This is a genomic window from Micromonospora sp. NPDC049204 (assembly GCF_040647935.1).
Lineage (GTDB): Bacteria > Actinomycetota > Actinomycetes > Mycobacteriales > Micromonosporaceae > Micromonospora.
Map to the genome: position 1 here is coordinate 53,628 of NZ_JBEZDC010000015.1, position 26,636 is coordinate 80,263.

The 26,636-nt window shown below is 71.9% G+C and carries 24 protein-coding genes; 9 read left to right on the forward strand and 15 right to left on the reverse strand.

The window, feature by feature from the left end:
• The first annotated feature begins 328 nt into the window (after positions 1-328).
• A complete protein-coding gene (locus tag AB0A90_RS25410; RefSeq protein WP_357252697.1) occupies positions 329-1,537 on the forward strand; it encodes a hypothetical protein in 1,209 nt (402 codons plus the stop codon).
• A 149-nt stretch (positions 1,538-1,686) separates the two neighbouring features.
• On the opposite strand, the gene AB0A90_RS25415 is transcribed toward AB0A90_RS25410, so the two are convergent.
• Together AB0A90_RS25415 and AB0A90_RS25420 are read right to left on the reverse strand one after the other, a co-directional pair.
• The gene (locus AB0A90_RS25415; protein ID WP_357252699.1) at positions 1,687-2,409 is read right to left on the reverse strand and encodes an HAD family hydrolase; all 723 of its coding nucleotides are present in this window, start codon (positions 2,407-2,409) and stop codon (positions 1,687-1,689) included.
• A gap of 13 nt (positions 2,410-2,422) precedes the next feature.
• Complete coding sequence (locus AB0A90_RS25420) at positions 2,423-3,388, reverse strand: EamA family transporter (RefSeq protein ID WP_357252701.1); 966 nt, start codon at positions 3,386-3,388, stop codon at positions 2,423-2,425.
• 85 nt (positions 3,389-3,473) lie between these two features.
• On the opposite strand from AB0A90_RS25420, the gene AB0A90_RS25425 reads away from it, so the two are divergent.
• A complete protein-coding gene (locus tag AB0A90_RS25425) occupies positions 3,474-4,019 on the forward strand; it encodes a CGNR zinc finger domain-containing protein (protein ID WP_357252704.1) in 546 nt (181 codons plus the stop codon).
• Here AB0A90_RS25425 and AB0A90_RS25430 read toward each other — a convergent pair.
• The 6 genes from AB0A90_RS25430 to AB0A90_RS25455 all read right to left on the reverse strand — a co-directional run bounded on the left by AB0A90_RS25430 (position 3,986) and on the right by AB0A90_RS25455 (position 13,281).
• Positions 3,986-4,570, reverse strand: a complete 585-nt coding sequence (locus AB0A90_RS25430) for a GNAT family N-acetyltransferase (protein WP_357252707.1) — start codon at positions 4,568-4,570, stop codon at positions 3,986-3,988. The two genes, AB0A90_RS25425 and AB0A90_RS25430, sit on opposite strands and share 34 nt — an antisense overlap.
• A 233-nt stretch (positions 4,571-4,803) precedes the next feature.
• Positions 4,804-6,213 (reverse strand): class II fumarate hydratase, encoded by a 1,410-nt coding sequence (locus tag AB0A90_RS25435; protein WP_357252710.1) that lies wholly within the window; start codon positions 6,211-6,213, stop codon positions 4,804-4,806.
• A 35-nt stretch (positions 6,214-6,248) separates the two neighbouring features.
• The gene (locus tag AB0A90_RS25440; RefSeq protein ID WP_357252713.1) at positions 6,249-9,227 is read right to left on the reverse strand and encodes a BTAD domain-containing putative transcriptional regulator; all 2,979 of its coding nucleotides are present in this window, start codon (positions 9,225-9,227) and stop codon (positions 6,249-6,251) included.
• A gap of 263 nt (positions 9,228-9,490) precedes the next feature.
• Positions 9,491-11,158, reverse strand: coding sequence for a fumarate hydratase (locus AB0A90_RS25445; RefSeq protein ID WP_357252716.1), 1,668 nt, complete (start codon positions 11,156-11,158; stop codon positions 9,491-9,493).
• 113 nt (positions 11,159-11,271) lie between these two features.
• Positions 11,272-12,681: a PQQ-binding-like beta-propeller repeat protein gene (locus tag AB0A90_RS25450; RefSeq protein ID WP_357253046.1), complete on the reverse strand. Its 1,410-nt coding sequence runs from the start codon at positions 12,679-12,681 to the stop codon at positions 11,272-11,274.
• A 105-nt stretch (positions 12,682-12,786) separates the two neighbouring features.
• Positions 12,787-13,281 carry an Lrp/AsnC family transcriptional regulator gene (locus tag AB0A90_RS25455; protein ID WP_357252719.1) on the reverse strand — a complete coding sequence of 165 codons (495 nt, stop codon included), beginning with the start codon at positions 13,279-13,281 and terminating at the stop codon, positions 12,787-12,789.
• Positions 13,282-13,411: 130 nt separating this feature from the next.
• Between AB0A90_RS25455 and hppD the strand changes: the two genes are divergently transcribed.
• The 6 genes from hppD (at position 13,412) to AB0A90_RS25485 (ending at position 19,290) form a co-directional block, all read left to right on the forward strand.
• Complete coding sequence (gene hppD, locus AB0A90_RS25460) at positions 13,412-14,617, forward strand: 4-hydroxyphenylpyruvate dioxygenase (RefSeq protein WP_357252721.1); 1,206 nt, start codon at positions 13,412-13,414, stop codon at positions 14,615-14,617.
• Positions 14,618-14,628: 11 nt separating this feature from the next.
• Positions 14,629-15,336 carry an RDD family protein gene (locus tag AB0A90_RS25465; RefSeq protein ID WP_357252724.1) on the forward strand — a complete coding sequence of 236 codons (708 nt, stop codon included), beginning with the start codon at positions 14,629-14,631 and terminating at the stop codon, positions 15,334-15,336.
• 126 nt (positions 15,337-15,462) lie between these two features.
• Positions 15,463-16,473 (forward strand): RDD family protein, encoded by a 1,011-nt coding sequence (locus AB0A90_RS25470; protein ID WP_357252727.1) that lies wholly within the window; start codon positions 15,463-15,465, stop codon positions 16,471-16,473.
• The gene (hisC, locus tag AB0A90_RS25475) at positions 16,470-17,573 is read left to right on the forward strand and encodes a histidinol-phosphate transaminase (protein ID WP_357252730.1); all 1,104 of its coding nucleotides are present in this window, start codon (positions 16,470-16,472) and stop codon (positions 17,571-17,573) included. The genes AB0A90_RS25470 and hisC overlap by 4 nt, the downstream gene beginning before the upstream one ends.
• 120 nt (positions 17,574-17,693) lie before the next feature.
• Positions 17,694-18,248: a hypothetical protein gene (locus AB0A90_RS25480; protein ID WP_357252733.1), complete on the forward strand. Its 555-nt coding sequence runs from the start codon at positions 17,694-17,696 to the stop codon at positions 18,246-18,248.
• 160 nt (positions 18,249-18,408) lie between these two features.
• Positions 18,409-19,290 (forward strand): hypothetical protein, encoded by an 882-nt coding sequence (locus AB0A90_RS25485; protein WP_357252734.1) that lies wholly within the window; start codon positions 18,409-18,411, stop codon positions 19,288-19,290.
• Between the two features lie 128 nt (positions 19,291-19,418).
• On the opposite strand, the gene AB0A90_RS25490 is transcribed toward AB0A90_RS25485, so the two are convergent.
• From AB0A90_RS25490 to AB0A90_RS25515, 6 genes are all read right to left on the reverse strand, one after another.
• Entirely contained in the window at positions 19,419-19,817 is a 399-nt protein-coding gene (locus AB0A90_RS25490) for an LPXTG cell wall anchor domain-containing protein (protein ID WP_357252737.1), read from the reverse strand.
• Between the two features lie 101 nt (positions 19,818-19,918).
• Positions 19,919-21,175, reverse strand: coding sequence for a PQQ-binding-like beta-propeller repeat protein (locus AB0A90_RS25495; protein ID WP_357252740.1), 1,257 nt, complete (start codon positions 21,173-21,175; stop codon positions 19,919-19,921).
• A 96-nt stretch (positions 21,176-21,271) separates the two neighbouring features.
• On the reverse strand, positions 21,272-21,751 hold the full coding sequence (locus AB0A90_RS25500; RefSeq protein WP_357252743.1) for an SRPBCC family protein: 480 nt from the start codon (positions 21,749-21,751) through the stop codon (positions 21,272-21,274).
• Between the two features lie 143 nt (positions 21,752-21,894).
• Positions 21,895-22,104, reverse strand: coding sequence for a DUF397 domain-containing protein (locus AB0A90_RS25505; protein ID WP_357252746.1), 210 nt, complete (start codon positions 22,102-22,104; stop codon positions 21,895-21,897).
• Positions 22,105-22,278: 174 nt separating this feature from the next.
• The gene (gene fahA / locus AB0A90_RS25510; RefSeq protein WP_357252749.1) at positions 22,279-23,475 is read right to left on the reverse strand and encodes a fumarylacetoacetase; all 1,197 of its coding nucleotides are present in this window, start codon (positions 23,473-23,475) and stop codon (positions 22,279-22,281) included.
• Complete coding sequence (locus AB0A90_RS25515) at positions 23,472-24,341, reverse strand: hypothetical protein (RefSeq protein WP_357252752.1); 870 nt, start codon at positions 24,339-24,341, stop codon at positions 23,472-23,474. The genes fahA and AB0A90_RS25515 overlap by 4 nt, the downstream gene beginning before the upstream one ends.
• Positions 24,342-24,435: 94 nt before the next feature.
• Here AB0A90_RS25515 and AB0A90_RS25520 point away from each other — a divergent pair, with 94 nt between their 5' ends.
• Entirely contained in the window at positions 24,436-25,602 is a 1,167-nt protein-coding gene (locus AB0A90_RS25520) for a cupin domain-containing protein (protein ID WP_357252755.1), read from the forward strand.
• Here the strand turns inward: AB0A90_RS25520 and AB0A90_RS25525 are convergent.
• Entirely contained in the window at positions 25,599-26,627 is a 1,029-nt protein-coding gene (locus tag AB0A90_RS25525) for a tetratricopeptide repeat protein (RefSeq protein ID WP_357252758.1), read from the reverse strand. The two genes, AB0A90_RS25520 and AB0A90_RS25525, sit on opposite strands and share 4 nt — an antisense overlap.
• Between the last annotated feature and the right edge of the window lie 9 nt (positions 26,628-26,636).

A 26,636-nucleotide genomic window follows, 5' to 3' on the forward strand; every position in this document is an offset into this window, starting at 1 on the left:
GGCGCGGTATCCCAAGGCCTGCGATGGCCCACCTTCCAGAAACGCGAGTCGATCACTGCCGACCCACGGCCCGGATCCTGCCCGCGACAGGCGCCGCCCGGCACACATCGCCACCGGCAGCACCGCCACGTCCCACGGCCCGGATCACCCCGCACGAAGTGGCCTGGACAGAAGACGTCCGCCAACGGGCCGGGATCTGACCAGGCGGGCGCGCCATACCACGATCGGCGGGCGGGCTCGTGGTTGTCCACAGGGCGCGAGGGCGGGCGTGGGTCAGGTTGTCCACAGGGGTTTCGGCGGCCGACCGGTGGTCGGCAGGCTGCTCGGCATGCCACCACGTCCGCATCGCCCCGACGCCCTGACCTGGCAGGTCTTCCGCGGCTCCGACGCTGTCCGGGATGGCCTGCTCACCGAGCATCAGCTACGCAGCTCCGCCTGGGTGCGGCTGCGCCACGACGTGTACGCCGACGCGCGGCTGGACCGGGACCACGCCCTGGCCTGTCGCGCGGCCCTCCTCCGGCTGCCGTCCGGGGTGATGATCGCTGGCCCGTCGGCCGCCTACCTGCACGGTGTCGAACACGCCGCCGCCTTCACCGACGACGTCCACGTCCTCGTGCCCCGACCCCTGCGGATCGGTCCCCAACGCGGCCTCCGCGTGCACGTCAACGCCAGCACCCCACTGTCAACCATCGAGTCACCGGGGCGGGCCGGGAGCATGCCGAACCCGTGTCGTGCAACGAACGACAATCGAACACCGGACCACGCACGTCGACTGACGCACCCCGGGCGAGCAGCGGTCGCCGGACGCCCGCCAGGCCCGAGCCGAACACCAGACGCGGACTCTCTCCGGAGAGTCGGGCGTCAGACCGCCGTCGGAATGCCACCCGGCCGCACACGGCAAATGCCCGGGCCAGCCGCATTGTCGGTCGAAACGGGCAGCGTGGCACTGCCCAGATGCGACGACGATCGACGAGTCGACACGCCCGGGCCACCCTGGGAGCCGGGCGGCAGGATTCCCCGTTCCGACCCGGGACGGTCCGCCTGGGAGACCGCCGTCTGGCTCGACCCGGTCCGTGCCGTCGCCATCGTCGACTCGCTGCTCGGTCAGGGACTGACCGATCGCGACACGCTTGGCGCTCTGGCGGCCGGAAACGCGGACCGGCCCGGTGGGCGACGAGCGCGGTGGCTCTTCGACCTGGCCGACGGCTCAGCCCAGTCCCCACCGGAGTCGCACCTACGCGTACGGCTGGTGCTCGGTGGGCTGCCACGCCCAGTCGTCCAACTTCCGGTGTACCTGGCCAATGGCGTTGTCCTGCATCCCGATCTGGCGTGGCCCGAGTTTCGGGTTGCTGTCGACTACGACGGGCAGTGGCGCTCTGACGCAGACCAGCTGCACCGCGACCGCCGTCGACTGAACCTGCTGGTCGGCGCGGGTTGGCTGGTCCTGCACGTGACCAGTCGACGGCTGCACGGCGAGTTCCCGGCGGTGCTCGGCGAGGTGCGCGCCGCGCTGGCCTCCCGCGGGTGGCGACGGTGACCCTCCACCGGACCACGATCAACTCAGATTCCTGGAAACCGCGCCGTCCACCGGACGTCGACACCCCACCCTCAGGAAACCCGAGTGGATCAAGCCCGCCGACCCGCACGGCCAGCCCGCACCGCAAGCCCGCACCGTTCGACGGTCGGTCAGGCCCGCAGACCGGCCGGCTCGGCCGGCACGTCGGTCAGCCCGGCGGGCAGGCTGGCCAGCGCGGCTGGCAGGTCGGCCAGGCTGGACACCTCGGCGTCGGGCGGGTGACCGTGTGGACGAGGCAGCCCGTGCCGGTTCAACCACACCGACCGCAGGCCCGCCCGCCGGGGTGCCACCACATCGTGCTCCCACGAGTCCCCGACGTACACGATCTGCCCGGCCGGCACCCCGGCTGCGGCGACCACCGCCGCGTAGAAGTCCGGGGCCGGCTTCTTGGGCAGGCCGTTCTGGTGGGCGTACACCTCGAAGGCGAACTCTCCGGTGAGCCCGCAGCGCTCGGCGCGGCTGTTGCCGTTGGTGGCGAAGCCCAGGGCATACCGGGAGCGCAGCGTGGCCAGCGCCGCTGGCACGTCCGGAAAGGGTCTGGTGAGGGCGAACCGGCGGGCGAAGAAGAGGTCGGCGATGTCGTCCAGGTCGTCGTTCAGGCCGGCGCGGGCCAGCGACCGGGCCAGTGCGGCGCGGCGGATCTCCATGACCGGGGCGGCCGACAGGTCACCGAAGACCGCGTCCCAGTCCGATTCGAGTTCGGCGAGCGTCACCTCGGTCGCCGCAGGGGTACGCCGTCGCATCTCGTCGAGGACGGCCTCCAGCCCGCCGGTCACCGCGGGGCGCAGATCGAGCAGAGTTTCGTCGGCGTCGAACACCACTGTGGTCAGCACGCTGCCCACTGTCTCACCGACCGTCGAGCGCCAGCGCCGGCTCGGTTGGGTCGGACGCGGACGCTGATGGAGTCCTGCGCAGCTCGTCGAGTCGGACCAGCGCGACCCCGGCGACGATCATCGCGCCGCCGAGGAGCTGCCAGCCGGTGGGCAACTCGTCCAGGAACAGCCAGGCGATCAGCACCGCGAAGAGCACCTCGGTCAACCCGACGAACGACGACAGCCGGGGGCCGAGGATCCGGTTGCCGGCGATGCCGGCCAGGTACGCGATGACGGCGGCCACCAGCGAGAGCCCGGCGATGGGCAGCAGCCAACTGGTGGGCTGCCCGGCGAAGGTGACCTCGCCGAAGGTGGCGTGCAGCGGCAGCAGACCGGTCAGCCCGAGGAGGAGCAGCACGACGGCACCGATGGCCATTCCGCCGCTGGCCATGGCGACCGAGGGCAACCGGGGGTCGACCCGTCCGGCGAGCACGAAGTACCCGGCTAGGCCGAATGCCGCGCCCAGCCCCCAGAGCACCCCTACCGGGTGGAAGTCGGCGGTGCCAGCAAGGTCGAGCACGAACGCCAGTCCGATCAGGGCGGCTACCGACCCGGCCACGGTGAGCTGGCGGGGTCGTTGCCCGTGCCGCAGCCACATCCAGCCCACGACGAGGATGATGCCCAGGTATTCGAGCAACAGCGCGACACCGACCGGCAGGTAGCGCACGGCATTGAAATAGCAGACCTGGGCCAGCGCCACCCCGAGGAGCCCGAACAGCCCGATGGACGTGGCGTTGCTCCGCAGGACGGCCCACCTCCCCCGCATCGCGAGCACGGCGGGGATCGCCAGCACCAGGGCGGCGATGCCGACCCGGGCGATCACTGCCGACTCGGCCGACCAGCCGGCCTCGATGAGTGATCGCGCGAAGGTGCCCGAGGTGGCGAAGGTGATTGCGGAGAGCAGCGCCAACGCGACGCCGGCGGCAGGTCGTGAGTGCATGTCGCGCTCCTCGGGTCGGCACCGTGTCATGAGCAAACTATCCTTGTGCTGATGACGCTAGGCGGAAGCTCTGACAGGAGTCAAGATGCTCTTTGCTCATGACACCGAGTGTTCCCTGATTGCTGCCGCCGCGCTTGTGAATACGGCAGGTCGGTCCGGCGAACTGCTGCCTGACGTTGCCGCGCTGGACGCGTTCTTCGTCCGCCACTCCTACAGTGGGCGGCACGAGCACACCGACGCCGAGCTACGCGCCGTCCAGCGGTTGCGGCCCGGGCTGCGCCGCATCTGGGACGCCGAGCCGCCCGAGATCGTCGCCATCGTCAACGGCCTGCTGTTGGAACACCGGGCGCTGCCGCAGCTCATCGAGCACGACGACGAGCCGTACCATCTGCACGCCGTGCCCCGCGACGCGCCACTGGCCACCCGGATCGCGGTGGAGGCGGCGATGGCGATCGCCGACCTGGTCCGGATGGGCGAGCTGAGCCGACTGCGAGTCTGCGAGTACCCGGACTGCGACAACGTCGTCGTCGACCTGTCCCGCAACCGGTCCCGGCGGTTCTGCGAGGCCGGCTGCGGCAACCGCGCCGCGGTGACCGCCTACCGCGCCCGTCGGGCCACCGGTCGCTCCTGAGCGGCGGCCGCCCACTCCTCGGCCCGCAACTCGTACTCCACCTCGCCCTGCTCGGTCCCCGGAATCGGGTCGTCCCACTGGAGGTGGAAGGTCCGCACATAGCGCAGACCCGCCTTGGCCAGCACCCGCCGCGAGCGTTCGTTGACGGCCATCGTCTCGGCCCAGACCCGCCGCACCCCGACGGTGTCGAAGGCGTACCGGACCAACGCCCGCGACCCCTCGGTAGCCAGCCCCCGACCCCACGTCGAGCGCCGCAGCCGGTAGCCCAACTCGGCCTCGGTGCCGTCCGCCGAAGGGTCGAGCGCGAACCAGCCCAGGAAGTCGCCACTCTCCCGGTCGAGCGCCGCCCAACGACCCAGCCCGGGATGCCGCTCGTACTGGCCGAGGAGCCTGGGCAACTGCTCGTCGCGGACCGTGGCCAGCGGCGTGGCGACACCACCGCTGAGAAACCGCATCACCTCGGGATCACTGTCCAACTCGACCAACAGGTCGACGTCGGCCATGGTCAATCGCCGAAACCACAACCGCCCGGTCCGAGGCAGGTCACCCATGACGGGATCATCCCGCCGCCCGTCACCACCGTCGAGCCGTTTACCCGCTCCGCCCAAGCCCAAGATCTGCGCAACATCGAGGAAGTTGCGTGGGAGAACACCCGCTCACCACCCGACCGACCACGCAAGATCGTGCTCGATCCTGGAAATAGTGGGGTCCGGGCGTGTGGAGGCCACTAATTCCTGGATCGAGCGCGATCACCCCGCACGGCGCGCTCCCCGCCGACCGGAGGTCAGGGGTGGGTCATCCGGAGCAGGTCCAGCGTCTCGTCCAGTTGGGTCTCAGTGAGCTTGCCGGAGTCGACGTGCCCCCGGGAGATCACCACCTCGCGGATGGAGGTCTGCTTGGCCAGCGCCTCCTTGGCGATCGAGGCGGCCTCGTCGTACCCCAGGTAGCGGTTGAGCGGGGTGACGATCGACGGTGAACCCTCGGCGTACGCCAGGCAGACCTCGGCGTCCGCGACAAGGCCGGCCACCAGCCGGTCGGCGAACAGCCGGCTCACCGCGGAGAGCAGCCGGATCGACTCCAGCAGGTTGCGGCCCATCACGGGGAGCATCACGTTCAGCTCGAAGTCGCCCTGGGAGCCGGCGAAGCCGACCGTCGCGTCGTTGCCGATCACCTGTGCGCACACCTGTCGCATCGCCTCGGCGACCACCGGGTTGACCTTGCCGGGCATGATCGACGAGCCGGGCTGGAGGTCGGGGATACGCAGTTCGCGGAGTCCGGCACGCGGCCCGGAGCCCATCCACCGGATGTCGTTGGCGATCTTGTAAAGACCGACCGCCACGGTCCGCAGTTGCCCCGACGTCTCCACCAGGGCGTCCCGGGCACCCTGCGCCTCGAAGTGGTTACGCGCCTCGGACAGCGGCAACCCCGTCGACTCACGTAGCTTGCCGATCACGGCGGCGGCGAAGCCGAGCGGGGTGTTGATCCCGGTGCCGACGGCGGTGCCACCCAGTGGCAGCTCGGCCAGTCGGGGCAACGCGCCCTCCAGCCGGTCCATGCCGTAGCGAACCTGGGCGGCGTACCCGCCGAACTCCTGGCCCAGGGTGACCGGGGTGGCGTCCATCAGGTGGGTGCGCCCGGCCTTGACCACGGTCTCGAACTCCGCCGCCTTGGCCTCCAGTGCCGAGGCCAGGTGGCCCAGCGACGGCAGCAGATCCTCCACGATGAACTGCGTGGCGGCCAGGTGGATCGACGATGGGAAGACGTCGTTGCTCGACTGGGAGGCGTTGACGTGATCGTTCGGGTGCACCGGTGAGCCCAGCTCCCGGCCCGCGAGCGTGGCGATCACCTCGTTGGCGTTCATGTTCGACGAGGTGCCCGAGCCGGTCTGGAACACGTCCACCGGGAACTGGTCGTCGTAACCGCCGTCGGCCACGTGCGCGGCGGCCGCGGCGATGGCGGCGGCCACGTTGGCCTCGATCACGCCCAACTCGCCGTTGACCTCGGCCGCCGCGCCCTTGATCTGGGCGAGGGCCTTGATCTGGGCCGGCTCGATGCCGCGGCCGGAGATCGGGAAGTTCTGCACCGCACGCTGGGTCTGTGCCCGCCACAGCGCCTCGGCGGGCACCTCCACCTCGCCCATCGAGTCGCGTTCGATCCGGTATCCGGTCGCCTCTGGAGTCGTCACACGTACCATCCTGCCGCGCCCGCCGCCGACTCGCAGATGATCCGTCAGCCCAACTCGGCGAGCAGGCGTTCCACCTCGCGCTGGTCCGGCGACTCGATCTGACGGAGCAGGAACAGCGCCCGGGTCAGATGCGCTCGCGCCGCCGCCGGGTCAGTCGGCAGCAGGCAGCGGGCCATGCCTTCCAGGGCCCGACCCTGCTCGTTTCTGGCGCCCAGCCCGGTGGCGTCGGCGAGCACCCGGCGATGCAGGTCAAGTGCGCTCGTCACGTCCCCCTGGTCCAGGATGGCTCGGGCCAGCAGGTTGCGCGAACCGCACTGGGCGACGCGGTCCCCCACCTCGGTCATCGCGACGAGTGCCGCACGGTGCAGGTCGGCGGCCTGTTCCGGACGCCCGGCCTCCCGTTCCATCATCCCGATCTCGTTCAACACCTCACCCTCACCGAACCGGGTGCCCATCTCCCGCTTGAAACGCAGTGCCACCCGCAGCAACCGGCTGGCCGGTCCCACATCACCCATCCGATGCCGGATCATCCCGAGATGCCCGAGGGCGTTGCCGATCCGGCGCGGGCCGCCGACCTCGCGGGCAATGCTCAGGTGCCGTCGGGCAACGAGCAGCGCCTCGTCGAGCCGTCCCCACAGCAGCAGGGTCATCGACAGGTTGTTGAGTTCGTTCGTCAGCGCTTCCTTGTCGCGCATCCGCGTCGCCACCGCGCGGGCCTCGTCGAAGCACTCCCGGGCGCGGCGGAACTCGAAGTTGCCGGCGTACGAGCTGCCCAGGTTGCCGAGGGTGTTGCGGAAGCCGCTGCGCAGACCCAGCTCGCGGAAGATTTCGAGTGACCTCTCCATGACCCGGATCGACTCGGGAAAATCACCCAGCCGGTAGTGGGCCGAGGCCAGATAGTTGAGCATCGTCGCCACTGCCCGGTCGTTGCCCAACGCCTCGGCGGCGCGCAGGCCGATCGTGTGGGTCTCGATCAGCTCATCCAGCCGACCGCCCTCGAACTGGGCGTACCAGCACGCCCTCGCCAACTGCCAGCAGTAGTTGAGGAATGCCTCGGTCTCCGCCAGTCGGACCAGGGCGGTCCACACGGCCAGGTTCTCGTCGAGCCAGGCCTGGCCCTGCTCGGCGACGAGCGCGACCAGGTCCGGGCGGAGCGGTTCCGCCACCACGATCAGCGAGTGCAGCGAGGAGAGTTCCGTCTTGCGCGCGATCGCCGTGGCGACGTGCAGATGGTGGTCGAGGAGACGTTCGATGCCGTCCCGCCGCTCGACCTCTCGGCCCGGCTCGGACACCAGGGTCCGCGCGTACTCCCGGACCAGGTCGTGCAACCGGTACCGACCCGGCTCGGCCTCTTCCACCAGGTTCGCGTCGACCAACTCGTCCAGCAGGTCCTGGGCGTCGGGCAGGGAAAGCTCGGCGAGGACGGCGGCGACCGAGTTGTCGAACCGAACCCCCGGGTGCAGGCCGAGCAGCCGGAACGCACGCTGCGCCGCCGGCGGCACCTGGGCGTACGACAGGGCGAAGGCCCGCCCGACGGACCTGTCGCCCGCCTCGAACTCGGCCAACGGGTCGGGTCGACTCGTCAGCCGCTCGGCCAGGTCGGCGATGCGCCAACGGGGGCGGTGCGCCAGTCGGGCGCCGGCCAGCCGGATGGCGAGGGGCAGGTGACCGCAACGGCGGACGACCTCGGTGGCCGCCTCCGGTTCGGCCGCCACCCGGTCGACGCCGACCACGTGGCCGAGCAACTCGATCGCCTCGTCCGTGTCGAGCACGGGCAGTGACGACGGCCGCCCCTCGTCCACCCCGACCAGCCGGCGACGGCTGGTGATCAGGACCAGGCAGCGCGGACCGTTGGGCAGCAGGGGCGTCACCTGGTCGGCGGTGGCCGCGTTGTCCAGCACCAGCAGGGCCCGCCGGCCGGCCAGCTCGTTGCGCCAGAGCGCCAACCGGTCGTCCTGGTTGGTCGGCACCCGCTCGGCGGGCAGGCCGAGTTGCCGCAGCAGCGTGGCCACCGCAGCGGCCGGAGTCAGTGGGGTGCGCTCACTGTGCCCGTGCAGGTCGATGTAGAGCTGGGCGTCCGGGTAGTCGCCGGCCAGGGCGGTGGCGACGTGCACCGCGAGGGTGGTCTTGCCGCTGCCGGCCATTCCGTCGATGAGTTGGATTCGTGCGCCGGCCTCCACGTCCTTCCGGAGGCGGGCCAGCGTCTGCTGCCGACCGGTGAAGTCGCCGATCGCCCGGGGCAGCGAGCGGACCGGCTGGATCGGCGACGACGCCCGACCGGCCAGGACAAGATCGCCGGCGAGTACGCGTTGATGCAGCTTCTGGAGCTCGGCGCCCGGCTCGATGCCCAGTTCGTCGGCGTAGAACCGCCGACCCTCCCGGTAGACCGCGAGCGCGTCGGCCTGCCGACCGACCGAGGACAGGGCGAGCATCAGTTGGCCGCGCAGTCGCTCTCGCAGCGGATGCTGGTCGATGCTCTCGGCGAGTTCGTCGATCAACTCGGCGCCTCGGCCGAGACGCAGCTCGACGTCGACGCACTCCTCCACCGCGGTCAGGCGCTGCTCGTCGAGGGCCTGCGCGCGGCGGCGGATGCTCCGGCTCGGGATACCGCCGAGCGCCGGCCCTCGCCAGAGCGCCAGGGCACCGCGGTATGCCGTCCGCGCGTCGTCCAGCCGACCGGCCTCCGCGCTGGCCCGGGCCGTCTCCACACCCCGCGCGAAGACCTCGACGTCCAGGTCGTCCGGCCCGGTGCGGACGCCGTACCCCGCCGGATCGGTGACGATGGCCTCCGGTGCCAGCCCAAGCTCGGCGAACCGGCGTCGCAACCGCGACACACAGGTCTGCAACTGGGCCCGGGCGGTGGCCGGCGGGCGTTCCTCCCACACCGCGTCGACCAGCTCTTCGACAGGCACGAGCCGGCCGGCCCGCAACAGCAGCATGGCGAGCACGATCCGGTCTCGACCAGCGGTGACAGTGCTCTCGCCACCGCCGACCCGCAGAGGCCCCAGGATCCCGAACCGCATCTGCTCCCCCGCCTCAATGGCCCGACTTTCAGCAGCGTAGTCCGGCGGTGACAGATTGGCTCAGTCAGGCGATAGCGATGTGAGAGTGGATCGGCAGCGGTCCATCGGACACTCACTCCCGAGTTGTCGGTGACGGCATCCGACGGGGGCGGTGCGCACGCCCGCCGCCTCCGGTGGGGTGGGCGCACCGATGTCGGTACAGCACGGGCGACAGAAGGGGCGTCGGGCGGATTCGCTCGACGCCCCTTGCCGTGCCGGTGGGGTCAGCGGCGACCGACGGTGAGCACCGGCTTGGTCACCTCGGCGAAGAAGTCGTTGCCCTTGTCGTCGACCACGATGAAGGCGGGAAAGTCCTCCACCTCGATCTTCCAGACCGCCTCCATGCCCAGCTCCGCGTATTCGAGGACCTCGACGTGCTTGATGCAGTCCTGGGCGAGGCGGGCCGCGGGGCCGCCGATCGAGCCGAGGTAGAACCCGCCGTGCTGCTGGCAGGAACGGGTCACCTGGCCGGACCGGTTGCCCTTGGCGAGCATCACGTGGGAGCCGCCGGCAGCCTGGAACTTCTCCACGTAGGCGTCCATCCGGCCGGCGGTGGTCGGCCCAAAGGAGCCGGAGGCGTAGCCCTCGGGGGTCTTCGCCGGCCCGGCGTAGTAGACCGCGTGGTCGCGTAGGTACTGCGGCATCGGCTCACCGGCGTCCAGCCGCTCGGCGATCTTCGCGTGCGCGATGTCCCGGGCCACCACGAGCGGGCCGGACAGCGACAGTCGGGTCTTCACCGGGTACTTGGACAGCTCGGCGCGGATCTCGTCCATCGGCCGGTTCAGGTCGACCCGGACGACCAGCTCGGCGTCGAGCGCGTCGTCGGTGACGTCGGGCAGGAACCGCGCCGGGTCGGTCTCGAGTCGCTCCAGCCACACGCCGGACGGGGTGATCTTGGCAACCGCCTGCCGGTCCGCCGAACAGGAGACGGCGATCGCCACCGGGCAGGACGCGCCGTGCCGGGGCAGCCGGACCACCCGCACGTCGTGGCAGAAGTACCGGCCGCCGAACTGCGCGCCGATGCCGAAGTTGCGGGTCAGCTCCAGCACCTCCGCCTCCAGCTCCAGGTCGCGGAAGCCGTGCGCGCTCATCGAGCCGGAGGTGGGCAGCGCGTCGAGATACTTCGCGCTGGCGTACTTCGCGGTCTTCAGGGCGTACTCGGCGGAGGTGCCGCCGATGACGATGGCCAGGTGGTACGGCGGGCAGGCGGCGGTGCCGATCAGCCGCAGCTTCTCCTCCAGGAACTGCATCATCCGCGTCGGGTTGAGCAGCGCCTTGGTCTCCTGGTAGAGGTACGACTTGTTGGCCGAGCCGCCACCCTTGGCCATGAACAGGAACTTGTACGCGTCGGGGTGCCCGTCCGGGTCCTCGGCGTACAACTCGACCTGGGCCGGCAGGTTGCTGCCGGTGTTGCGTTCGTCCCACATGGTCAGCGGGGCGAGCTGGGAGTACCGCAGGTTGAGCTTCGTGTAGGCCTGGTAGACGCCCCGGGAGATGGCCTCGGCGTCGGCGCCGTCGGTGAGCACGTGCCGGCCGCGCTTGCCCATCACGATCGCGGTGCCGGTGTCCTGGCACATCGGCAGCACCCCGCCGGCGGCGATGTTGGCGTTGCGCAGCAGGTCCAGTGCGACGAACCGATCGTTCGGCGAGGCGGCCGGGTCGTCGATGATCGCCCGGAGCTGGGCCAGGTGCGCGGGGCGGAGGTAGTGCGCGATGTCGTGCATCGCCTCGGCGGTCAGCGCGGTGAGCGCGGACGGCTCCACGGTGAGGAACCGGCGGCCTCCCGGGCCGTGTACGACGTCGACGCCCTCGTCGGTGACCAGGCGATAGTCCGTCTGGTCGGGGCCGGTCGGCAGCAGGGGGGCGTACGAGAATGCGGCGGCACTGCTCATGAGCGGCAAGCCTAGGGCAGACCGGTCGATCACTCCCACCCGCCGGGCGGGTCCTGGGACGCCGCTCTCATCCCGCGGTCCCGCCGCCCGCTCAGCGATCGGCGACCAGCCCCTCAGCCGTCCTTGCCGCCGTCCGGTTCGGGGCAGAGTTCCCCCTTCGGCCCGCAGTCGCCGTTGTTCGGCGCACCGGGGCCGGTGCCGCCCGGGCCGGGGGTCCCGCCGTCGCCGGGCGGGCGGGCCGGCGAGCCCCCGCCAGCGCCGAAGCGGACGTAGCCGATCTCGCGCCCCTCACCAATGATCATGCCCTGCGACCCGACCGCGAGGGCGTTCGCCGAGGTGCGCAGCACTGCCAACTCCCGGCCGTTGCGCGGGTCGACCGCGGCCAACCGGGACGGCTTCTCGTCCGCGACCACCGCCGCGTACGGGGTCAGCGCGGCACCGGCCTTGCCGCTGGCGGGACGCGTCCACAGCACCCGGTCGGTGCCGAGCTGACGGGCGACCACGGAACGTTTGTCGGCGGCGCGGAACACCGCGTAGCGGTCGTCGACGGCGATCAGCTTGGTGCCCGGTTCGCCGACCCAGAGCAGTCGGCCGTCGTACCCGTCGACGACCGCCTCGCGGCTGTCTGGGCCGACACCGATCAGCACGTTCCGCGCACCCTGCGGGTCTTCGCGCTGCACGCAGCCGGCGCTGTCGGCGGTCCGCAGGTTGACCCCGGCCCGCTGCCAGGCCTCCTGCCCGGTCGCCGGGTCCCGGGCGGAGATGGCGAAGTAGCAGGTGCCGTCCTGGGAGCGGGCGGCGATCCGCAGCATCCGGCCGCCCACCACGGACAGCCGCTCGTCCCGCCCGGGTTCGACGTTCTGCAAGACGCGACCGGTGGCGGTGTCGACGACGTGCACCCGACCGTCCACCGGGAAGCCGAGCAGCGGTGGCGCTGGTTCCGCCCCGGCCACCCCGTCGTCGACCCGGGTGGCGGTGAGCCGGCGGGTGCCGCGCAGACCCGGGTTGTCGGCGAGCAGGCCGCTGTGCACCCCGGGCAGGAACGCTGTCCAGAGTGGCGTGGTGCCGCGCGGGTCCCAGGCACTCAGGGTGCAGTCGGTGGCTTCCGTGCAGCGGGCGTCGAGGAGCAGGTTGCGGTACGTCCAGACGGCCACCGCGTCGTCGTCGCGTCGCCGGGTCGCCCCGGTCGCCGGGTCGAGCAGCTCGTACCCCTTGACCAGGAGCTTGCCCACGGCGACGACCGCGTCCCGGTCGCCGCCGGCGACCGCCGCCCAGTCCGCCTTGCGCTCCCAGAGCTGCGCCCCGGTGGCGAGGCTGCGGGCCTCCACCCGGGTGCGCTGTTCGACCACGACGGCGTCGCCGGCGATGGTCACGCTGCGCGGTGTGCCGCCGATCCGTTGCTGCCAGACCACGTCCGGCTCGGAGATGGGTTCGCTGCGGTCCACCCAGTCCCACAGGCCGGGGAAGGGATTCCACACGCCGGTCGCGGCGAGCGCGACGACCACGGCGAGGCCGAGCAGCAGCCCGCCGCGCACGCTCCCCTTCGCCACCCGCACACCGTAGCCACGATCACGGATCTTCCGTACGCCCGCGCCGCCGTGTCGCCGCGCTTTCTGCGCGCGAAGGTGTTACGAGGACGCCCGCACGGCGCTGCGCACCAGCGGCAGCGTGCGATAGGGGATCTGCTCGGCCAACGCGATGATCGTCGAGGCCCGGGTGATGCCGGCGGACGAGACGATCTGGTCGATGACCCGTTGCAGGTCGGTGTTGGAGCGGGCCACGATCCGGCAGAGCAGGTCGCTGGAGCCGGTGATGGTGTGCGCCTCCAGCACCTCGGGGATGGCGGCGAGGTGGGCGGTGACCGGGTCGTGGCCGTGCCGCTGGCTGATCTCCAGGGTGACGAAGCTGGTCACCCCGAACCCGATCGCGGCCGGTGCGATCTCCGGGCCGAAGCCCACGATGACCCGCCGCTCGACGAGCTTGTCCAGCCGGGCCTGCACGGTGCCGCGGGCCACGCCGAGCCGGCGGGAGCACTCCAGCACCCCGATCCGCGGCTCCTCGGCGAGCAGTTCGATCAAGCGCACGTCGAGGACGTCGAGCTGTACATTCTGCTCACCATTCATGGACCCAGACCATACCGAATGCGCAACCTGACCAGCATTTACCCGGACAGTTGCCCAGCCGATGCCCGCACCGCGATCCTTCGGTCAACAACCGGCCCACGAGGCCGGCCGGTACGCGAGGGAGGCCATCATGACCCAGGCGATCGACCGACCCCAGTCGACCGAGGACGTCGACGTCGACCGGCTCGTCGGCGCTGTCGACCACGACATCAGCCACGACCCGTTCCCGGTCCGGGGCCTCGACCACGTGCACTTCCTGGTCGGCAACGCCAAGCAGGCCGCGCACTACTACTCCACCGCGTTCGGCATGACCTGCGTGGCGTACCGAGGCCCGGAGCAGGGTTACCGGGACCACGCCCAGTACGTGCTGACCAGCGGCTCGGCCCGGTTCGTGCTGACCGGCGCGGTGCGCCCGGACGCCGACGGCGCCGAGCACGTGGCGAAGCACAGCGACGGGATCAGCGACATCGCGCTGGAGGTCCCGGACGTCGACGCCGCGTACGCGCACGCCATCGCGCAGGGCGCCGCCAGCGTCGTGGAGCCGCACGAGGTGACCGACGAGCACGGCACGGTCCGGATGGCCGCCATCGCCGCGTACGGCGACACCCGGCACACGCTCGTCGACAGGTCCCGCTACACCGGCCCGTTCCTGCCCGGCTTCGCCGCTCGCGGCCCGATCGTGGACCGGCAGCCGATGATCGCCGCCGGCATCCAGCCGAAGCGCTTCTTCCAGGCCGTCGACCACGTGGTCGGCAACGTGGAGTTGGGCCGGATGGACGAGTGGGTCGAGTTCTACAAGCGGGTGATGGGCTTCTCCAACATGGCGGAGTTCGTCGGCGACGACATCGCCACGGACTACTCGGCGCTGATGAGCAAGGTCGTCGCGAACGGCACCCGCAAGGTGAAGTTCCCGCTCAACGAGCCGGCGATCGCCCGCAAGAAGTCCCAGATCGACGAGTACCTGGAGTTCTACCAGGGCCCCGGGGCGCAGCACATCGCCGTCGCCACCAACGACATCCTGGCCAGCGTCGACGCGATGCGGGCCGCCGGGGTGGAGTTCCTGGACACCCCGGACTCGTACTACGAGGACCCCGAGTTGCGCGCCCGCATCGGCAAGGTGCGGGTGCCGATCGAGGAGCTGAAGGCCCGCAAGATCCTGGTCGACCGGGACGAGGACGGCTACCTGCTCCAGATCTTCACCAAGCCGGTGCAGGACCGCCCCACGGTCTTCTTCGAGCTGATCGAGCGGCACGGCTCGCTCGGTTTCGGCAAGGGCAACTTCAAGGCGCTGTTCCAGGCTATCGAGCGGGAGCAGGAAGCCCGCGGCAACCTGTAACACTTGCGGGCGTGACGCAGCCTCCGTCGTACCCGACGCCGCCGGCCGGTGGGCCCCAGCCCGCCGCCGGCGGCGTGGCGCCGCCGCCCGGACCACACCCCCACGGGTACGCGGTGCCGCCGCAGTACGCCCCACCCGGGTACGCACCGCCACCGTGGCACGCCGGACCACCCGGCCCGCCGCCTCCGCCGCTGAGCCCGGGCGGTCAGCCGCTCGCGAGTTTCGCCGACCGGCTGCTGGCCTGGTTGATCGACACGGCGCTGGCCAGCGCCGTGTCGCTGGTGCTGTTCCTGCCGTTCTTCCTCATCCTCTGGTGGCGGATGTTCACCGAGATGACCCGGACCCACACGGACGGCCCGCTGGTGGAAGCCGATCTGCCCACCCTCTTCGTCGAGTTCTTCCTGCCGATCCTGCTGCTACAGCTCGGGCTCCTCGTCGTGATGCTCGGGTTCTACTGGCTCTACCACGTGGAGTACCTCAAGCGCGGTGGTCAGACGGTCGGCAAGAAGGTGCTGAATCTGCGCGTGGTGCCGATCGACCCGAGCCGCACGTTGGACCGGCGGATGGCCGGCCGGCGCTGGCTCGTGCAGTACCTGGGAGCTTCGTTGGTCCCGGGGGGCGCCTACGTCGACGGGTTGTGGCAGCTCTGGGACAAGCCGTGGCAGCAGTGCCTCCACGACAAGTTCGCCGACACGGTCGTCGTTAAGGTGTCCTCGTGAGCGAGCGCAACGACCGAAACAGCAGGCAGCGAAGCGGAGCGGTGGCGTGAGCGAGCGCAGTGAGCGAACCAGCAGGCTCAGGAGCGTGGCGCCTCGCGCCGGCGCGCAGCGAAGCGGAGCGGCGGCGTGAGCGTTCAACCCGGCTGGTACGTGGACCCGGCCGACACCGACACCAGGCGTTACTGGGACGGCGAGGGGTGGCTCGGCGCGCCCATTCCCGTCGACGCCATTCCGCCGGACGGCCCTCCGCCGGTCGAGCCGCCGCCCGCGCCGGTCGCCCCGGTCGCGCCCGCGGCGTCGGGCACCCCGGACCCGGCGACCGTCGTCCCCGGCGGGCCGCCGCATCCGGGTCCACCACCGGGGTACGGCCCACCACCGGGGTACGGCCCGCAGTCGGGCCACGGCCCAGTCTCGGGACCGGCTGCCGGCCCTCCCGGTTGGGGTCCGCAGGGCGGTCCGCCGGGCTGGGTGCCTCCGGGTGGCCAACCTGGCTGGGCGCCCCCGCCCGGGCACCCCGGTTGGTCGATGCGACCGCCCGAGCCGCGTCCGCACGGCTTCGTGCTGGCCGGCTACGGCCGCCGGTTCGTTGCTCGGCTGATCGACTTCGGCCTCGTCTTCGCGCTGAACATCGTGGCCAACGGCTGGTTCGTCTGGCGTTGGGCGCAGGAGTGGGCCCCGTACTGGCGGGAGATCTTCCGGCGGGCCGAGCGGGGCGAGACCTCCGCCGAGGGCCTGCCGTTGCCCGGCGAGCAGGCCAACTCGCTCCTGCTGGTGATCCTGCTGATCGCCGCGGCGCTCTGGCTGGCGTACGAGGTGCCGGCCATGGCCGCCAACGGGCAGACCGTCGGCAAGCGGCTGATGCGGATCCGGGCGGTGCCGATCGCCGCCGACCAGCCGCTGGGCATGGTTCGGTCGCTGAGCCGGTGGAGTCTGCTGGGTCTGCCGACGCTGTTCTGGTACTGCGCCGGGATCGGTCTGGTGCTGCAACTCGTCGACGCCCTCTCCCCGCTCTTCGACCACCCGCTGCGCCAGGCGCTGCACGACAAGCGCGCGCAGACAGTCGTCGTCGAAGTTCCGCACGGCTTCGCTTCCACCCCCTCGAACGACCGCAACCAGCCCCCGGGAGACACCCCATGACCGACTCCGGACGTCATCAGCCGGCGCTGCGGCTGACCCGCGCCGACCTGGACGCGCTACCCAACTACGTGCCGGGTCGCAGTCCCGCCGACCTGGCCCGTGAGTTGGGCCTGCCGGAGGCCATCAAGCTGGCCAGCAACGAGGTGCCGTACGGGCCGCTGCCGGGCGTGGTGGAGGCGGTCACCGAGGCGATCACCACCTCGCACCGCTACCCGGACATGGGCGTGGTCGCGCTGCGGGACGCGCTGGCCGAGCGGTACGGGGTGCACGCCGACCGGATCGCCACCGGCTGCGGGTCCGTGGCGCTCGCCGAGCACCTGGTGCGGGCCACCTGCCTGCCCGGCGACGAGGTGCTGTACTCGTGGCGGTCCTTCGAGGCGTACCCGATCATCGTGGCGACCAGCGGCGCGACGAGCGTGCGGGTGCCCAACGACGCCGGGCACGGGCACGACCTGGCGGCGATGGCCGCGGCGGTGACCGAACGGACTCGGGTGATCTTCGTCTGCAACCCGAACAACCCCACCGGTACGGCCGTGCGCCGGGGAGAGTTGGACCGGTTCCTCGACGCGGTGCCGGACGACGTGCTGGTGGTGATCGACGAGGCGTACCGGGAGTTCGTCACCGACGCGGAGGTGCCGGACGGTCTCGACTACCTGGACCGGCCGAACGTGGCGGTGTTGCGCACCCTGTCCAAGGCGTGGGGTCTGGCCGGGCTGCGGATGGGCTGGCTGGTTGCCCAGCCGGTGGTGGCCGCGGCCATCCGCAAGGTGGCGACCCCGTTCTCCAGCAGCACGGCGGCCCAGGCCGGGGCGCTCGCCGCGCTGACCCAGGCGACGGAGATGGCGCGTCGCTGCGCCCTGGTCGTCGCCGAGCGGGACCGGGTCACCGAGGCGCTGCGCAAGTTCGTGCCCGAACTGCCGACGAGCCAGGCCAACTTCGTCTGGCTGCCGCTGGGCGAGCGGGCCGTGGCGTTCGGCAAGGCGTGCGAGTCACGCGGGGTGATCGTGCGGCCGTTCGCCGGGGACGGGGTCCGGGTCACCATCGGCACCCCTGCCGAGAACGACGCGTTCCTGGCCGCTGCGGAGTCCGCACTGATCTGACCCAGAAAGGGTCATAAGCGCTGTTTGTCCGCTTGTGCCCCGCTGCCTGCCCTATCTTCCGAAGTAGCCGGCTGTATCGAGGAATCACGCCGGCTCACTTCGAGAACGGGGTAACAAACAGTGCGTACTGCCAAGATCTGCCTCGCCGGAGCGGCCGCCGCCGCGATGGTGGGCTTCCTCGCCGCACCGGCCGCCGCCGCTCCCACCGACACCACCGACGTCACCTTCGAGGTGGCGGCGGGCACCCTCGACATCGACGCGCCGGCCACCGCCGACCTGGGCAGCGGCGCGCCCGGTAGCACCATCACCGGCCAGCTCGGCCCGGTCACGGTCACCGACTCCCGGGGTGCGGCGGACGCCTCCTGGGTCGCCTCAGTGACGGCCAGCGTCTTCCAGACCGGCGGCGGCACCCCCGCCGAGACGGTCCTCCCGGGGGAGATCGACTACTGGTCCGGCCCGGCCACGGCGACCACCGGCACCGGCACCTTCACGCCGGGCCAGGCCAACGCCGGCGCCGCCGCGCCGCTGGACAGCGTCACCCCGCTCACGGCGTTCACCCACGCCGGTGGCACCGGCGGCAACACCGCGACCTGGAACCCGACCCTGATCGTCAACGTGCCGCTGGACAGCATCGCGGGCGTCTACACCGGGACGGTGACGCATTCGGTGGCCTAGCCGCCACGGCCGGTCGACCGTCGCGGTCGCACTGGCGCTGCTCTCCCTCGCCGGTCCGGGTCTGACGACCCGGGCCGGCGCGGCCGAGCCAGACGCCGACGACCGCCTCGGAATCCGGCTGCTGGAGGCACCCACCAACCGGCGCGACGACCCCCGGGCGTTGCGCTACATCGTCGATCACCTGCCGCCGGGCACCACCATCAAGCGGCAACTGCTGATCACCAATCGCACCGACGAGGCCCGCCGCATCGACGTGTATCCGGCGGCGGCGAGCGTGGAGGGTTCGGAGTTCAGGTTCGGCGAGGGCCGCGCGGCCAACGAGCTGACGTCCTGGGTCACCCTCGACACCTCGGCTGTCGAGGTGGAAGCGTGGGGCGAGGCCCGGGTCCTGGCGACCATCACGGTGCCGCCGCCCGCCTCGCGCGGCGAGCGGTACGGCGTGATCTGGGCGTCCGCCACCTCCGCGCCCCGGGCCGGCGGAGAGGTCACCCAGATCCACCGGGTCGGTGTCCGGATGTACCTCGACATCGGACCCGGCGGCGAACCGGTCTCCGACTTCTCCATCGGTGAGCTTCGCCCGGCCCGCGGCCCCGAGGGCGAGCCCTCGGTGACCGCCCAGGTCACCAACACCGGCGGTCGTGCCATCGACCTGACCGGCTCGGTCACCCTCAGCGACGGACCGGCCGACAGCCGCGCTGGCCCGTTCCCCGTGGTGCAGGGCGTCACGCTGGCGCCGGGCGGCTCCGGGCAGGTCATCGCCCGGCTACCGGCCGCGTTGCCGAACGGACCCTGGAAGATCGAGGTGAACCTGGAGAGCGGGCTGGTGAAGCGCAGCGTCAGCGCGCAGATCGAGTTTCCCGACCCGGGTCAGGTCGGCAAGCGGGGCAACGTCATCTCCCGGATGGTGTCCGGCTGGACCGTGGCGGCGGCCGTCGCGGGCCTCCTGCTCCTCGCCGGACTCGCGGTGCTGATCCGCCGCTCCCGCAAGTCCCCTCGGCCCCCCACCGGCAGGCCACGGGAGCGGGTTCCGGCCGGACGTTGACGCCACGCCGGCGGCCGCACAGCGCATCGGCCGCCGGTGGCGGGTTCCGCACCGGCCATCGACGAGGTGCACACGATGGACCAGCCACCGGCGGCGGGCTCGCGCCAACCGCCGACGGCCGGCGTACATCACACGCGCCGCCAGCGACGGGCGGCGAGGCCACCGACGATCAGCAGGAGCACGCCCAGTCCGACGAGCAGCAACGTCGACCCGCCGGAACCGGTGACCGGCAGTTGACCGTGGCTGGGCGTGGGCTGCGGTGGCGCCGGCGTGGGTTGCGTGGGCGTCGGCGGCGCGGGTTGCGTGGGGGTGGGCGTGGGTGACGCGGGTTGCGTTGGCGTGGGTGTCGGCGACGCCGGCAGGATCTCGAAGGTGACGCCCGTGTCCGCCGACGGCGCGACCCGGACGGCAGCAAACCCGCGCGCCGACGCGGGATCGGCGTCGAGCACCGGCGGAACCGCCAGTGCGAGGCTCGCCGCGGCGGCGAGTGCGCCACCCACGAGATAGTTGGCTGCTGTCCTGCCCATGCGCCGACCCCTTCCCGAGGAAACCTGAACCGTGAAAAACATACCTTTTACCGCCAAAAGGTATGCAGGGTTCAGCTCTGCGGGTGCCGGAGACACCACGATCAGGTGGCGGCCAGGATCACCGCTTCCGCCGTCAGGTAGTAGCGCCGGTCGTCGCCGGCGGGGTCGACCGGCCTGCGGAGTCGTTCCACCGCGACATAGCCGCCCCCGGCCCCCACCGCCCCGGGCACCCAGCCCGTCCCGTCCCGTCCGACGTTGAGCGAGAAGCGGGACAGTCGCCTACCGGTCGCCGGGTCCAGCGTCACCAGTTCGTTGGCGTCGGTCAGCAGGTGCACCCGGCCAGGCTGCGCGGCCAGGACCCGTGCCGTACCCAGATCAGCGGACCGCCACAACTCCGCGCCCGTACGCGCCGACCGACCCACCACCACCCCGTCGAGCACCACCACGGCCTGCTCACCCACCACGGTTGCCCCGGCCGGATCGAGCGCGGGGGCAGCGACCGGCTCGCCGACGCCCACCAGCCAGCCCCGGCCGGCCGCGTCGCCCGGTCCCGCGGTGCGCAAGGCCGGGCAGTCCGACCGACCGCTACGACAACCGAGCGGAGTCACCACCAACTCGTCGGACCCACCCGGCGGTCGCCAGCGTTCCCGCACCGCACCGGTCGCCGCGTCCCGGAACTCGACAGTCGCGGGTCCGGCACACCGGTCCAGACCGATCAGCTGTCCGCCGACCGTGGTGCCGACGTCGCTGCGGCACCGGCCGGGCAGCTCGACCCGCCAGAGTTGCCGGCCGCCGCTCACCTCGACCCCGCGCGCCTCGGTGTCCCCGCTGACCACCACCACCGTGCGGCCGTCCGTGAGGTCGGTGAGGTGCAGCCCGCGCGGATCCCAGACGATTGCCGCACCGGTACGGCGTACCACCGCATCGCTCTCGGCGGGCTCCGGGCCGTCAGCCTTCCAGAGCACCCGCCCGGTCGGCGCGTCGAGCGCGACCAGTTGCCCGTCGGACCAGCGGCTGACCACCGTACGGCCGCTGGCCACCACCCCGGTCAACTCCGCCGGCCAGCGCCGGTACGACCAGTACGGGGTGGTCCGGTGCCGACCGTCGACCGGCCGGTCGGCGTACACCTGGCGGTGCGCCGCGTACACCCGCAGCCTCCCGTCCACGATCAACGGTGCGACCGGCAGTCGACCCACCACACCGGCAGCTGGTCGGGCCGCCTGCGGATAGTCCGCCTGGGCCACCGTGCTCACCTCGGCCGGCGCGAGCACCCGGTAACCGATGACCACGACGACCACGGTCGCGAGCAGCGCCGCGACCGCCATCGCGAGCCGTCGTCGGCCCCTCGGGATCCCCATGCCGCACCTCCGCCCGGCACCCTACCCAGCGGAACCTGCCGGACCCCGCGCAGGTCAGGGCGACCACGCGCGGATGCGGAGGTGACCGGCCGGCGCTCAGGCGGCTTCGACGGCGCCGGCACCGGCCGCCACGGCCAGGTCGGCGAGGTCGCGGCCGAGCGCCACCTCGACCGCCCGCGCGGCGAGGCCGCCGAGCAGCAGCGCCATCACCCGGCCGTACGGAGCCGTCGGCACGGCCTCGTGGGTGACGGTGACCGCCGTGCAACCCCGACGGCGACGCCGGACCTGTCGCAGACTCCAGGTGATTCGGTAGTCCACGCCAGCACCTGAGGAACAGAGCACCAACCGGTGTGGGGCGACTGCCTCCACCACCAGGAACTCTTCGGTGAGCGTGCCGCCGTCGGGCTGGGCTCGCTCCTCACGCCAGGCGGTGCCCGGCCCGAACGGACCCGGGGTGAGCACCTCGATCGAGCCCGCGGCGGTCAGCCGGGCCGTACGGCCGGGCAGGTCGGTCAGCAGACCCCAGACATCGACAGCGTGCGCCTCGATGAACCTGGTAACCGCCACCGTCGACATGCCCGCCTCCCGTGTCCCCGACGGTACGCGGAGTAGGGGCCGGCCGGGGCCCCCGGGACGGATTTTCCACCTCCCGGAGGCCACGCTGTCCGATTGGACCATTGCTCGGCACCAGACGTCGTCGACAGGTGCCGATGCTCCGGTCAGTGTTCGAAGCGACCCGCCCGGATCGCGCCGATGAACGCCGTCCACCCAGGCGGGCTGACCGCGAGGGTGGGGCCGGCCTGGTCCTTGGAATCGCGGACCGCAACCAGACCATGGACATCGACCAGGTTGTCCGCCACTTCCACGCAGAGCCCCTGGTCGTTGGAACGGCTGCTGGTACGCCAGACCGCGCCCGCAAGATCGTGCATCGTCGTTACCTCCGTGTGCGATGGACGCCCCACCGCTGGCAGCCGGGTTGAACCCGGCTCGGATCGCGCGGCGAGGCAACGGGATCCGGACGATCAACGGGTCAACCCGGCCGGGTTATCGCACCGGCTGTGCGATAACCGGTCCCGTGCACGAGACGGAGGTAATGCGACCGCTCAGTTGGCCGGACGAATGGTGCCGCTGACCTCGCCCAGGGCGATGGTCGTGCCGTCCGGGCCGGGCGCGGTGGCGGTGATGGTCACCGTGTCGCCGTCGGTGAGGAAGGTGCGGCTCTCGTCGCCCACCGTCACCGGCTCCGCCCCACCCCAGGTCAGCTCCAGGAACGAACCGACCTGCGTACGGTCGGGGCCGGAGACGGTGCCGGAGGCGTACAGGTCGCCGGTGCGCAGTGCCGCGCCGTTGACGGTGAGGTGGGCCAACTGCTGTGCCGGCGTCCAGTACATGGTGGCGAACGGCGGCTCGCTGACCAGCGTGCCGTTCCACTCCACCGCCAGCCGGAGGTCCAGACCCAGGTGCGGCACGTCGCGCAGGTAGTCGACCACCGGCGGGTCCTGGTCGGGGGCGGGGACGAAGGCATCGCCGAGCGCGTCCAGCGGCGTGACCCAGGCCGAGACCGAGGTGGCGAACGACTTGCCGAGGAACGGGCCGAGCGGCTGGTACTCCCAGGCCTGGATGTCCCGGGCGGACCAGTCGTTGACGAGCACCACTCCGAAGACGTGGTCGGCGAAGTCGTCGACCGACACCCGATCGCCCAACCGGCTGGGTACGCCCACCACGAAGCCGACCTCGGCCTCGATGTCCAGGCGTACCGACGGGCCGGTGACCGGGCCTTCGGCGGACGCCCGCTGGCCGGTCGGCCGGGTCACCGACGTGCCGGAGACGACGACCGTGCCGGCCCGCCCGTGGTAGCCGATCGGCAGGTGCTTCCAGTTCGGCAGCAGCGGCGGCTGACCGGGGCGGAAGATCTGCCCGACGTTCGACGCGTGGTGCTCGGAGGAGTAGAAATCGACGTAGTCAGCGACCTCGATCGGGAGCAACAGCTCCACGTCGTCCAGGGGCACCAGCATCGGCTCGACGTCGGCCCGGTGCGCCGGGTCGGTCAACAACTCGGTGATCCGCTGCCGTACCGCGATCCACTGCGGACGGCCCAGCGCCATGAACTCGTTGAGGGTGGGTCGGCACAGCGCGCCGGCGGCCAGCACCAGTTCTGCGGCCTCCGCCGCGGCCAGGTCGAACACCCAGGACCCGATCCGTACGCCGATCCGCGGCCGACCCCCGTCGCGCCGGAAGACCCCGTACGGCAGGTTCGTCACCCCGTACGGCGAACCGTCAACGCCGGTCACCCAGGTCATGCGTCGTAGCCCCCGTTCACCAGCCCCAGCCGGATCAGATCGGTAAGTGGTTCCAGGATGCTGCACGAACCGAAGCCGACCCAGAGCGGGCGGGGTTCGTGCAGCCGTACGGTGGCGCGCTCCAACAGGGGGCGCGGGTCGAGCGCGGTCAGCAGCTCGGCGACCCGGCCCACGCTCTCGCCGTCGGCGGCGGCAAGCGTCGCGGCCAGCACGTTGGCGTACCCGTGGTGGGTGAAGCCGGTCTCCGGGTCGAGGTGCCGGACCGCCTGGTGCAGCCCCGCGGTGAGCTTGAACGGCAGGTCCCGGTCCCGGCAGGCGCAGATCACGGCGGCCAGCTCGGCCGGGGTGGGGAAGAGTTCGGCGGCCAGTCCGCCGGTGCGGAACTTGGCGGCGATCGGCACGCCGCCGGCGCGGGCGGCGGCGATCGCGTCAAGCGCGCCCATCAGGCCGAAGGTCAACGGAAGCTCGGCGTACACGGCCTCGACGCCCGGCATGGTGTCGGCCAGTCGCAGCAGCTCGACGATGCCGGGCAGCGGGTCCTCGCCCCGCTTGGCGACCGCCACCTCGACCTGCCGTGCGGTCACGCCGTCCGGGGCGAGGAACGAGAGCGCGAACGGCAGATTGCCGACCCCGGTGTCACCGATCACGCCGAGCACCAGGCCCTCGCCCGGGTCGGCCAGACCACTCAGCTCGCCCGCCGAGACGGTCGAGGCGGGAATCAGCAGGGGGCCGACCAGGTCGGCGTACCAGGCGGCGCGGTGTTGGCGGTGGGCGACCAGGGCGTCGTGCAGCGTGGCGCTGCCCGGCGGGAAGACGGCGGCGTCGTCCACCAGGCCGTGGAGGAGTGCGGGCACCTGCGTTGACACGGAACAAGAATGTACGGGACGCTACGAGGAACGGACAACAACGTCCGATTATCGGACACACCTGGCCGGTGGACGGGACATCCCGGGAGGCGACATGCCGTATTACCGCAGCGTCGGCGAGGTGCCGCGCAAGCGCCACACCCAGTTCCGGCAACCCGACGGCAGCCTCTACGCCGAGGAGTTGATGGGCCAGGAGGGCTTCTCCTCCGACTCGTCTCTGCTCTACCACCGGCACGCACCCACCGCGATCCTGGCCGCCGACGAGTTCACCCCGCCCAGGTTCACCCGGGCACCGAACCTGCCGCTCAAGCCCCGCCACCTGCGCACCCACAAGCTGGACACCGGCGGGTCCGACCCCATCCTCGGCCGGCAGTACCTACTCGCCAACGACGACGTCCGGATCGGGTACGTGCTCGCCGACCGGCCCTCGCCGCTGTTCCGCGACGCCACCGGCGACCACTGCCTCTACGTCGAGTCGGGCACCCTGCGGGTCGAGTCCCCGTTCGGCGTGCTGGACGCGGTCGCGGGCGACTACGTCGTCATTCCCACCTCGACCATCCACCGGCTGGTGCCCACCGGCGACCAGCCCGTCCGGCTGCTCGCCGTCGAGGCGTCCGGGCACATCGGCCCGCCCAAGCGCTACCTCTCCGTCCGCGGTCAGTTCCTGGAGCACTCGCCGTACTGCGAGCGCGACGTCCGCGGCCCCGACGCCCCGCTGCTCGTCGACGGCGAGGAGGTCGAGGTGCTGGTCCGCCACCGCCGTGGTTGGACCCGCTACGTCTACGCGAACCACCCGTTCGACGTGGTCGGCTGGGACGGGCACCTCTACCCGTGGGCGTTCTCCATCCACGACTTCGAGCCGATCACCGGGCGCATCCACCAGCCCCCGCCGGTGCACCAGACCTTCCAGGGTCCCAACTTCGTCATCTGCTCGTTCGTGCCCCGCAAGGTCGACTACCACCCGCAGTCGATCCCGGTGCCGTACAACCACCACAACGTCGACTCCGACGAGATGCTCTTCTACACCGGCGGCAACTACGAGGCCCGCCGCGGCTCCGGCATCGAGCAGGGCTCGATCTCCCTGCACCCGTCCGGCTTCACCCACGGCCCCCAGCCCGGTGCCGCCGAACGTTCCATCGGCGCCGACTACTTCGACGAGCTGGCCGTCATGGTCGACACCTTCCGCCCCCTCGATCTCTGCGACGCCGCCAGCGGCTGCGAGGACGAGGGGTACGCCTGGACCTGGGCGCGTCGCGGCTAGCGGAGCGCGGTTCTGGTGAAGATGGCGAACTCGGCCACCGCCGTGACGGCGATGGCCAGCACCAGGGGCCACGGGGAACCGACCACGGCGTACACCAGCAGCAGCAGCGGCGCGGCCGCCACCGCGTAGACGGCCAGCGCGATCGCCCGGTCCGAGCGCAGCAGGGCCGGCAGGACGGTCCGGGTCAGCCCCGGCAACCGGGCCGCGAGCTGCCAGACCACGATCCCCCCGCTGAGCGCGGCGAGCACCGCCAGGGCGCGGGACAACCCGTCGCTCGCCGACGCCGCGAAGGCCACCAGCACCGCCGCCACCAGCGACCAACCCGCGCCGTAGAGCACCAGGCGGTGCAGGCCGTGCGCGAGCGTCCGTGGCGATTCGATGCGACTCGGGCTGATGGCGACGGTCTCGGCGACGTGCGCCAACGCCTCCGACCACCGACGCTGCTCCAACCTCAGGACCCCCACGTCGTGCCCAGCCTCGGCGACGCGCGGGTCGAGCCGCAACGCCTCCCGGTAGGCCCGCTCGGCCAGGTCGAACAGGTTCAGCCGGGCGGCGACCAGGCTGAGCACCAGGTGCGCCTGCGGCTCCTCCGGTGCCAGTTCGACACCACGCCAGGCCGCGTTCAGCGCCGGCTGGCCGTTGCGGGCGTCGGCCAGGAGCGCCGCCGCGCTCCGCTGGGCGTACGCGTCGGCCGGGCCGAGGGCGAGGAGCCGGTCGGCGGTGGCCGCCGACTCGCCGTAGCGCTCCAGGTCGGCCAACGCCATGCCCCTGGCGACCAACGGCGGTAGGGCCTCCGGTGCGGCGGCCACGGCCGTGTCGGCGGCGGCGAGCGCCTCGGTCGGGCGACCGGCGGCCAGGTGCACCCGAGCCAGCGTGGTGAGGGCTTCCACGTCATCCGGTTGCAGGGCCAGCCCGTAGGCCAGCTCACCGGCCGCCTCGTCGTGGCGCCCGAGCTCGGCGAGAAGTTGGGCCCGCTGGAGATAGCCGTCGGCGGCGGACTGGTCGGGGGCTGGGTCGCTGGACATCGCGGCGAG

Coding starts and splice junctions, on each gene's coding strand:
- AB0A90_RS25445 (WP_357252716.1), bottom strand. CDS start 11,158: ATGAGCAGTGCCGCCGCATTCTCGTACGCCCCCCTGCTGCCGACCGGC.
- AB0A90_RS25495 (WP_357252740.1), bottom strand. CDS start 21,175: ATGGGGATCCCGAGGGGCCGACGACGGCTCGCGATGGCGGTCGCGGCG.
- AB0A90_RS25455 (WP_357252719.1), bottom strand. CDS start 13,281: ATGAATGGTGAGCAGAATGTACAGCTCGACGTCCTCGACGTGCGCTTG.
- AB0A90_RS25505 (WP_357252746.1), bottom strand. CDS start 22,104: ATGCACGATCTTGCGGGCGCGGTCTGGCGTACCAGCAGCCGTTCCAAC.
- AB0A90_RS25525 (WP_357252758.1), bottom strand. CDS start 26,627: ATGTCCAGCGACCCAGCCCCCGACCAGTCCGCCGCCGACGGCTATCTC.
- AB0A90_RS25500 (WP_357252743.1), bottom strand. CDS start 21,751: ATGTCGACGGTGGCGGTTACCAGGTTCATCGAGGCGCACGCTGTCGAT.
- AB0A90_RS25490 (WP_357252737.1), bottom strand. CDS start 19,817: ATGGGCAGGACAGCAGCCAACTATCTCGTGGGTGGCGCACTCGCCGCC.
- hppD (WP_357252721.1), top strand. CDS start 13,412: ATGACCCAGGCGATCGACCGACCCCAGTCGACCGAGGACGTCGACGTC.
- AB0A90_RS25430 (WP_357252707.1), bottom strand. CDS start 4,570: ATGGGTGACCTGCCTCGGACCGGGCGGTTGTGGTTTCGGCGATTGACC.
- AB0A90_RS25440 (WP_357252713.1), bottom strand. CDS start 9,227: ATGCGGTTCGGGATCCTGGGGCCTCTGCGGGTCGGCGGTGGCGAGAGC.
- AB0A90_RS25410 (WP_357252697.1), top strand. CDS start 329: ATGCCACCACGTCCGCATCGCCCCGACGCCCTGACCTGGCAGGTCTTC.
- AB0A90_RS25425 (WP_357252704.1), top strand. CDS start 3,474: ATGCTCTTTGCTCATGACACCGAGTGTTCCCTGATTGCTGCCGCCGCG.
- hisC (WP_357252730.1), top strand. CDS start 16,470: ATGACCGACTCCGGACGTCATCAGCCGGCGCTGCGGCTGACCCGCGCC.
- AB0A90_RS25435 (WP_357252710.1), bottom strand. CDS start 6,213: ATGGTACGTGTGACGACTCCAGAGGCGACCGGATACCGGATCGAACGC.
- AB0A90_RS25420 (WP_357252701.1), bottom strand. CDS start 3,388: ATGCACTCACGACCTGCCGCCGGCGTCGCGTTGGCGCTGCTCTCCGCA.
- fahA (WP_357252749.1), bottom strand. CDS start 23,475: ATGACCTGGGTGACCGGCGTTGACGGTTCGCCGTACGGGGTGACGAAC.
- AB0A90_RS25520 (WP_357252755.1), top strand. CDS start 24,436: ATGCCGTATTACCGCAGCGTCGGCGAGGTGCCGCGCAAGCGCCACACC.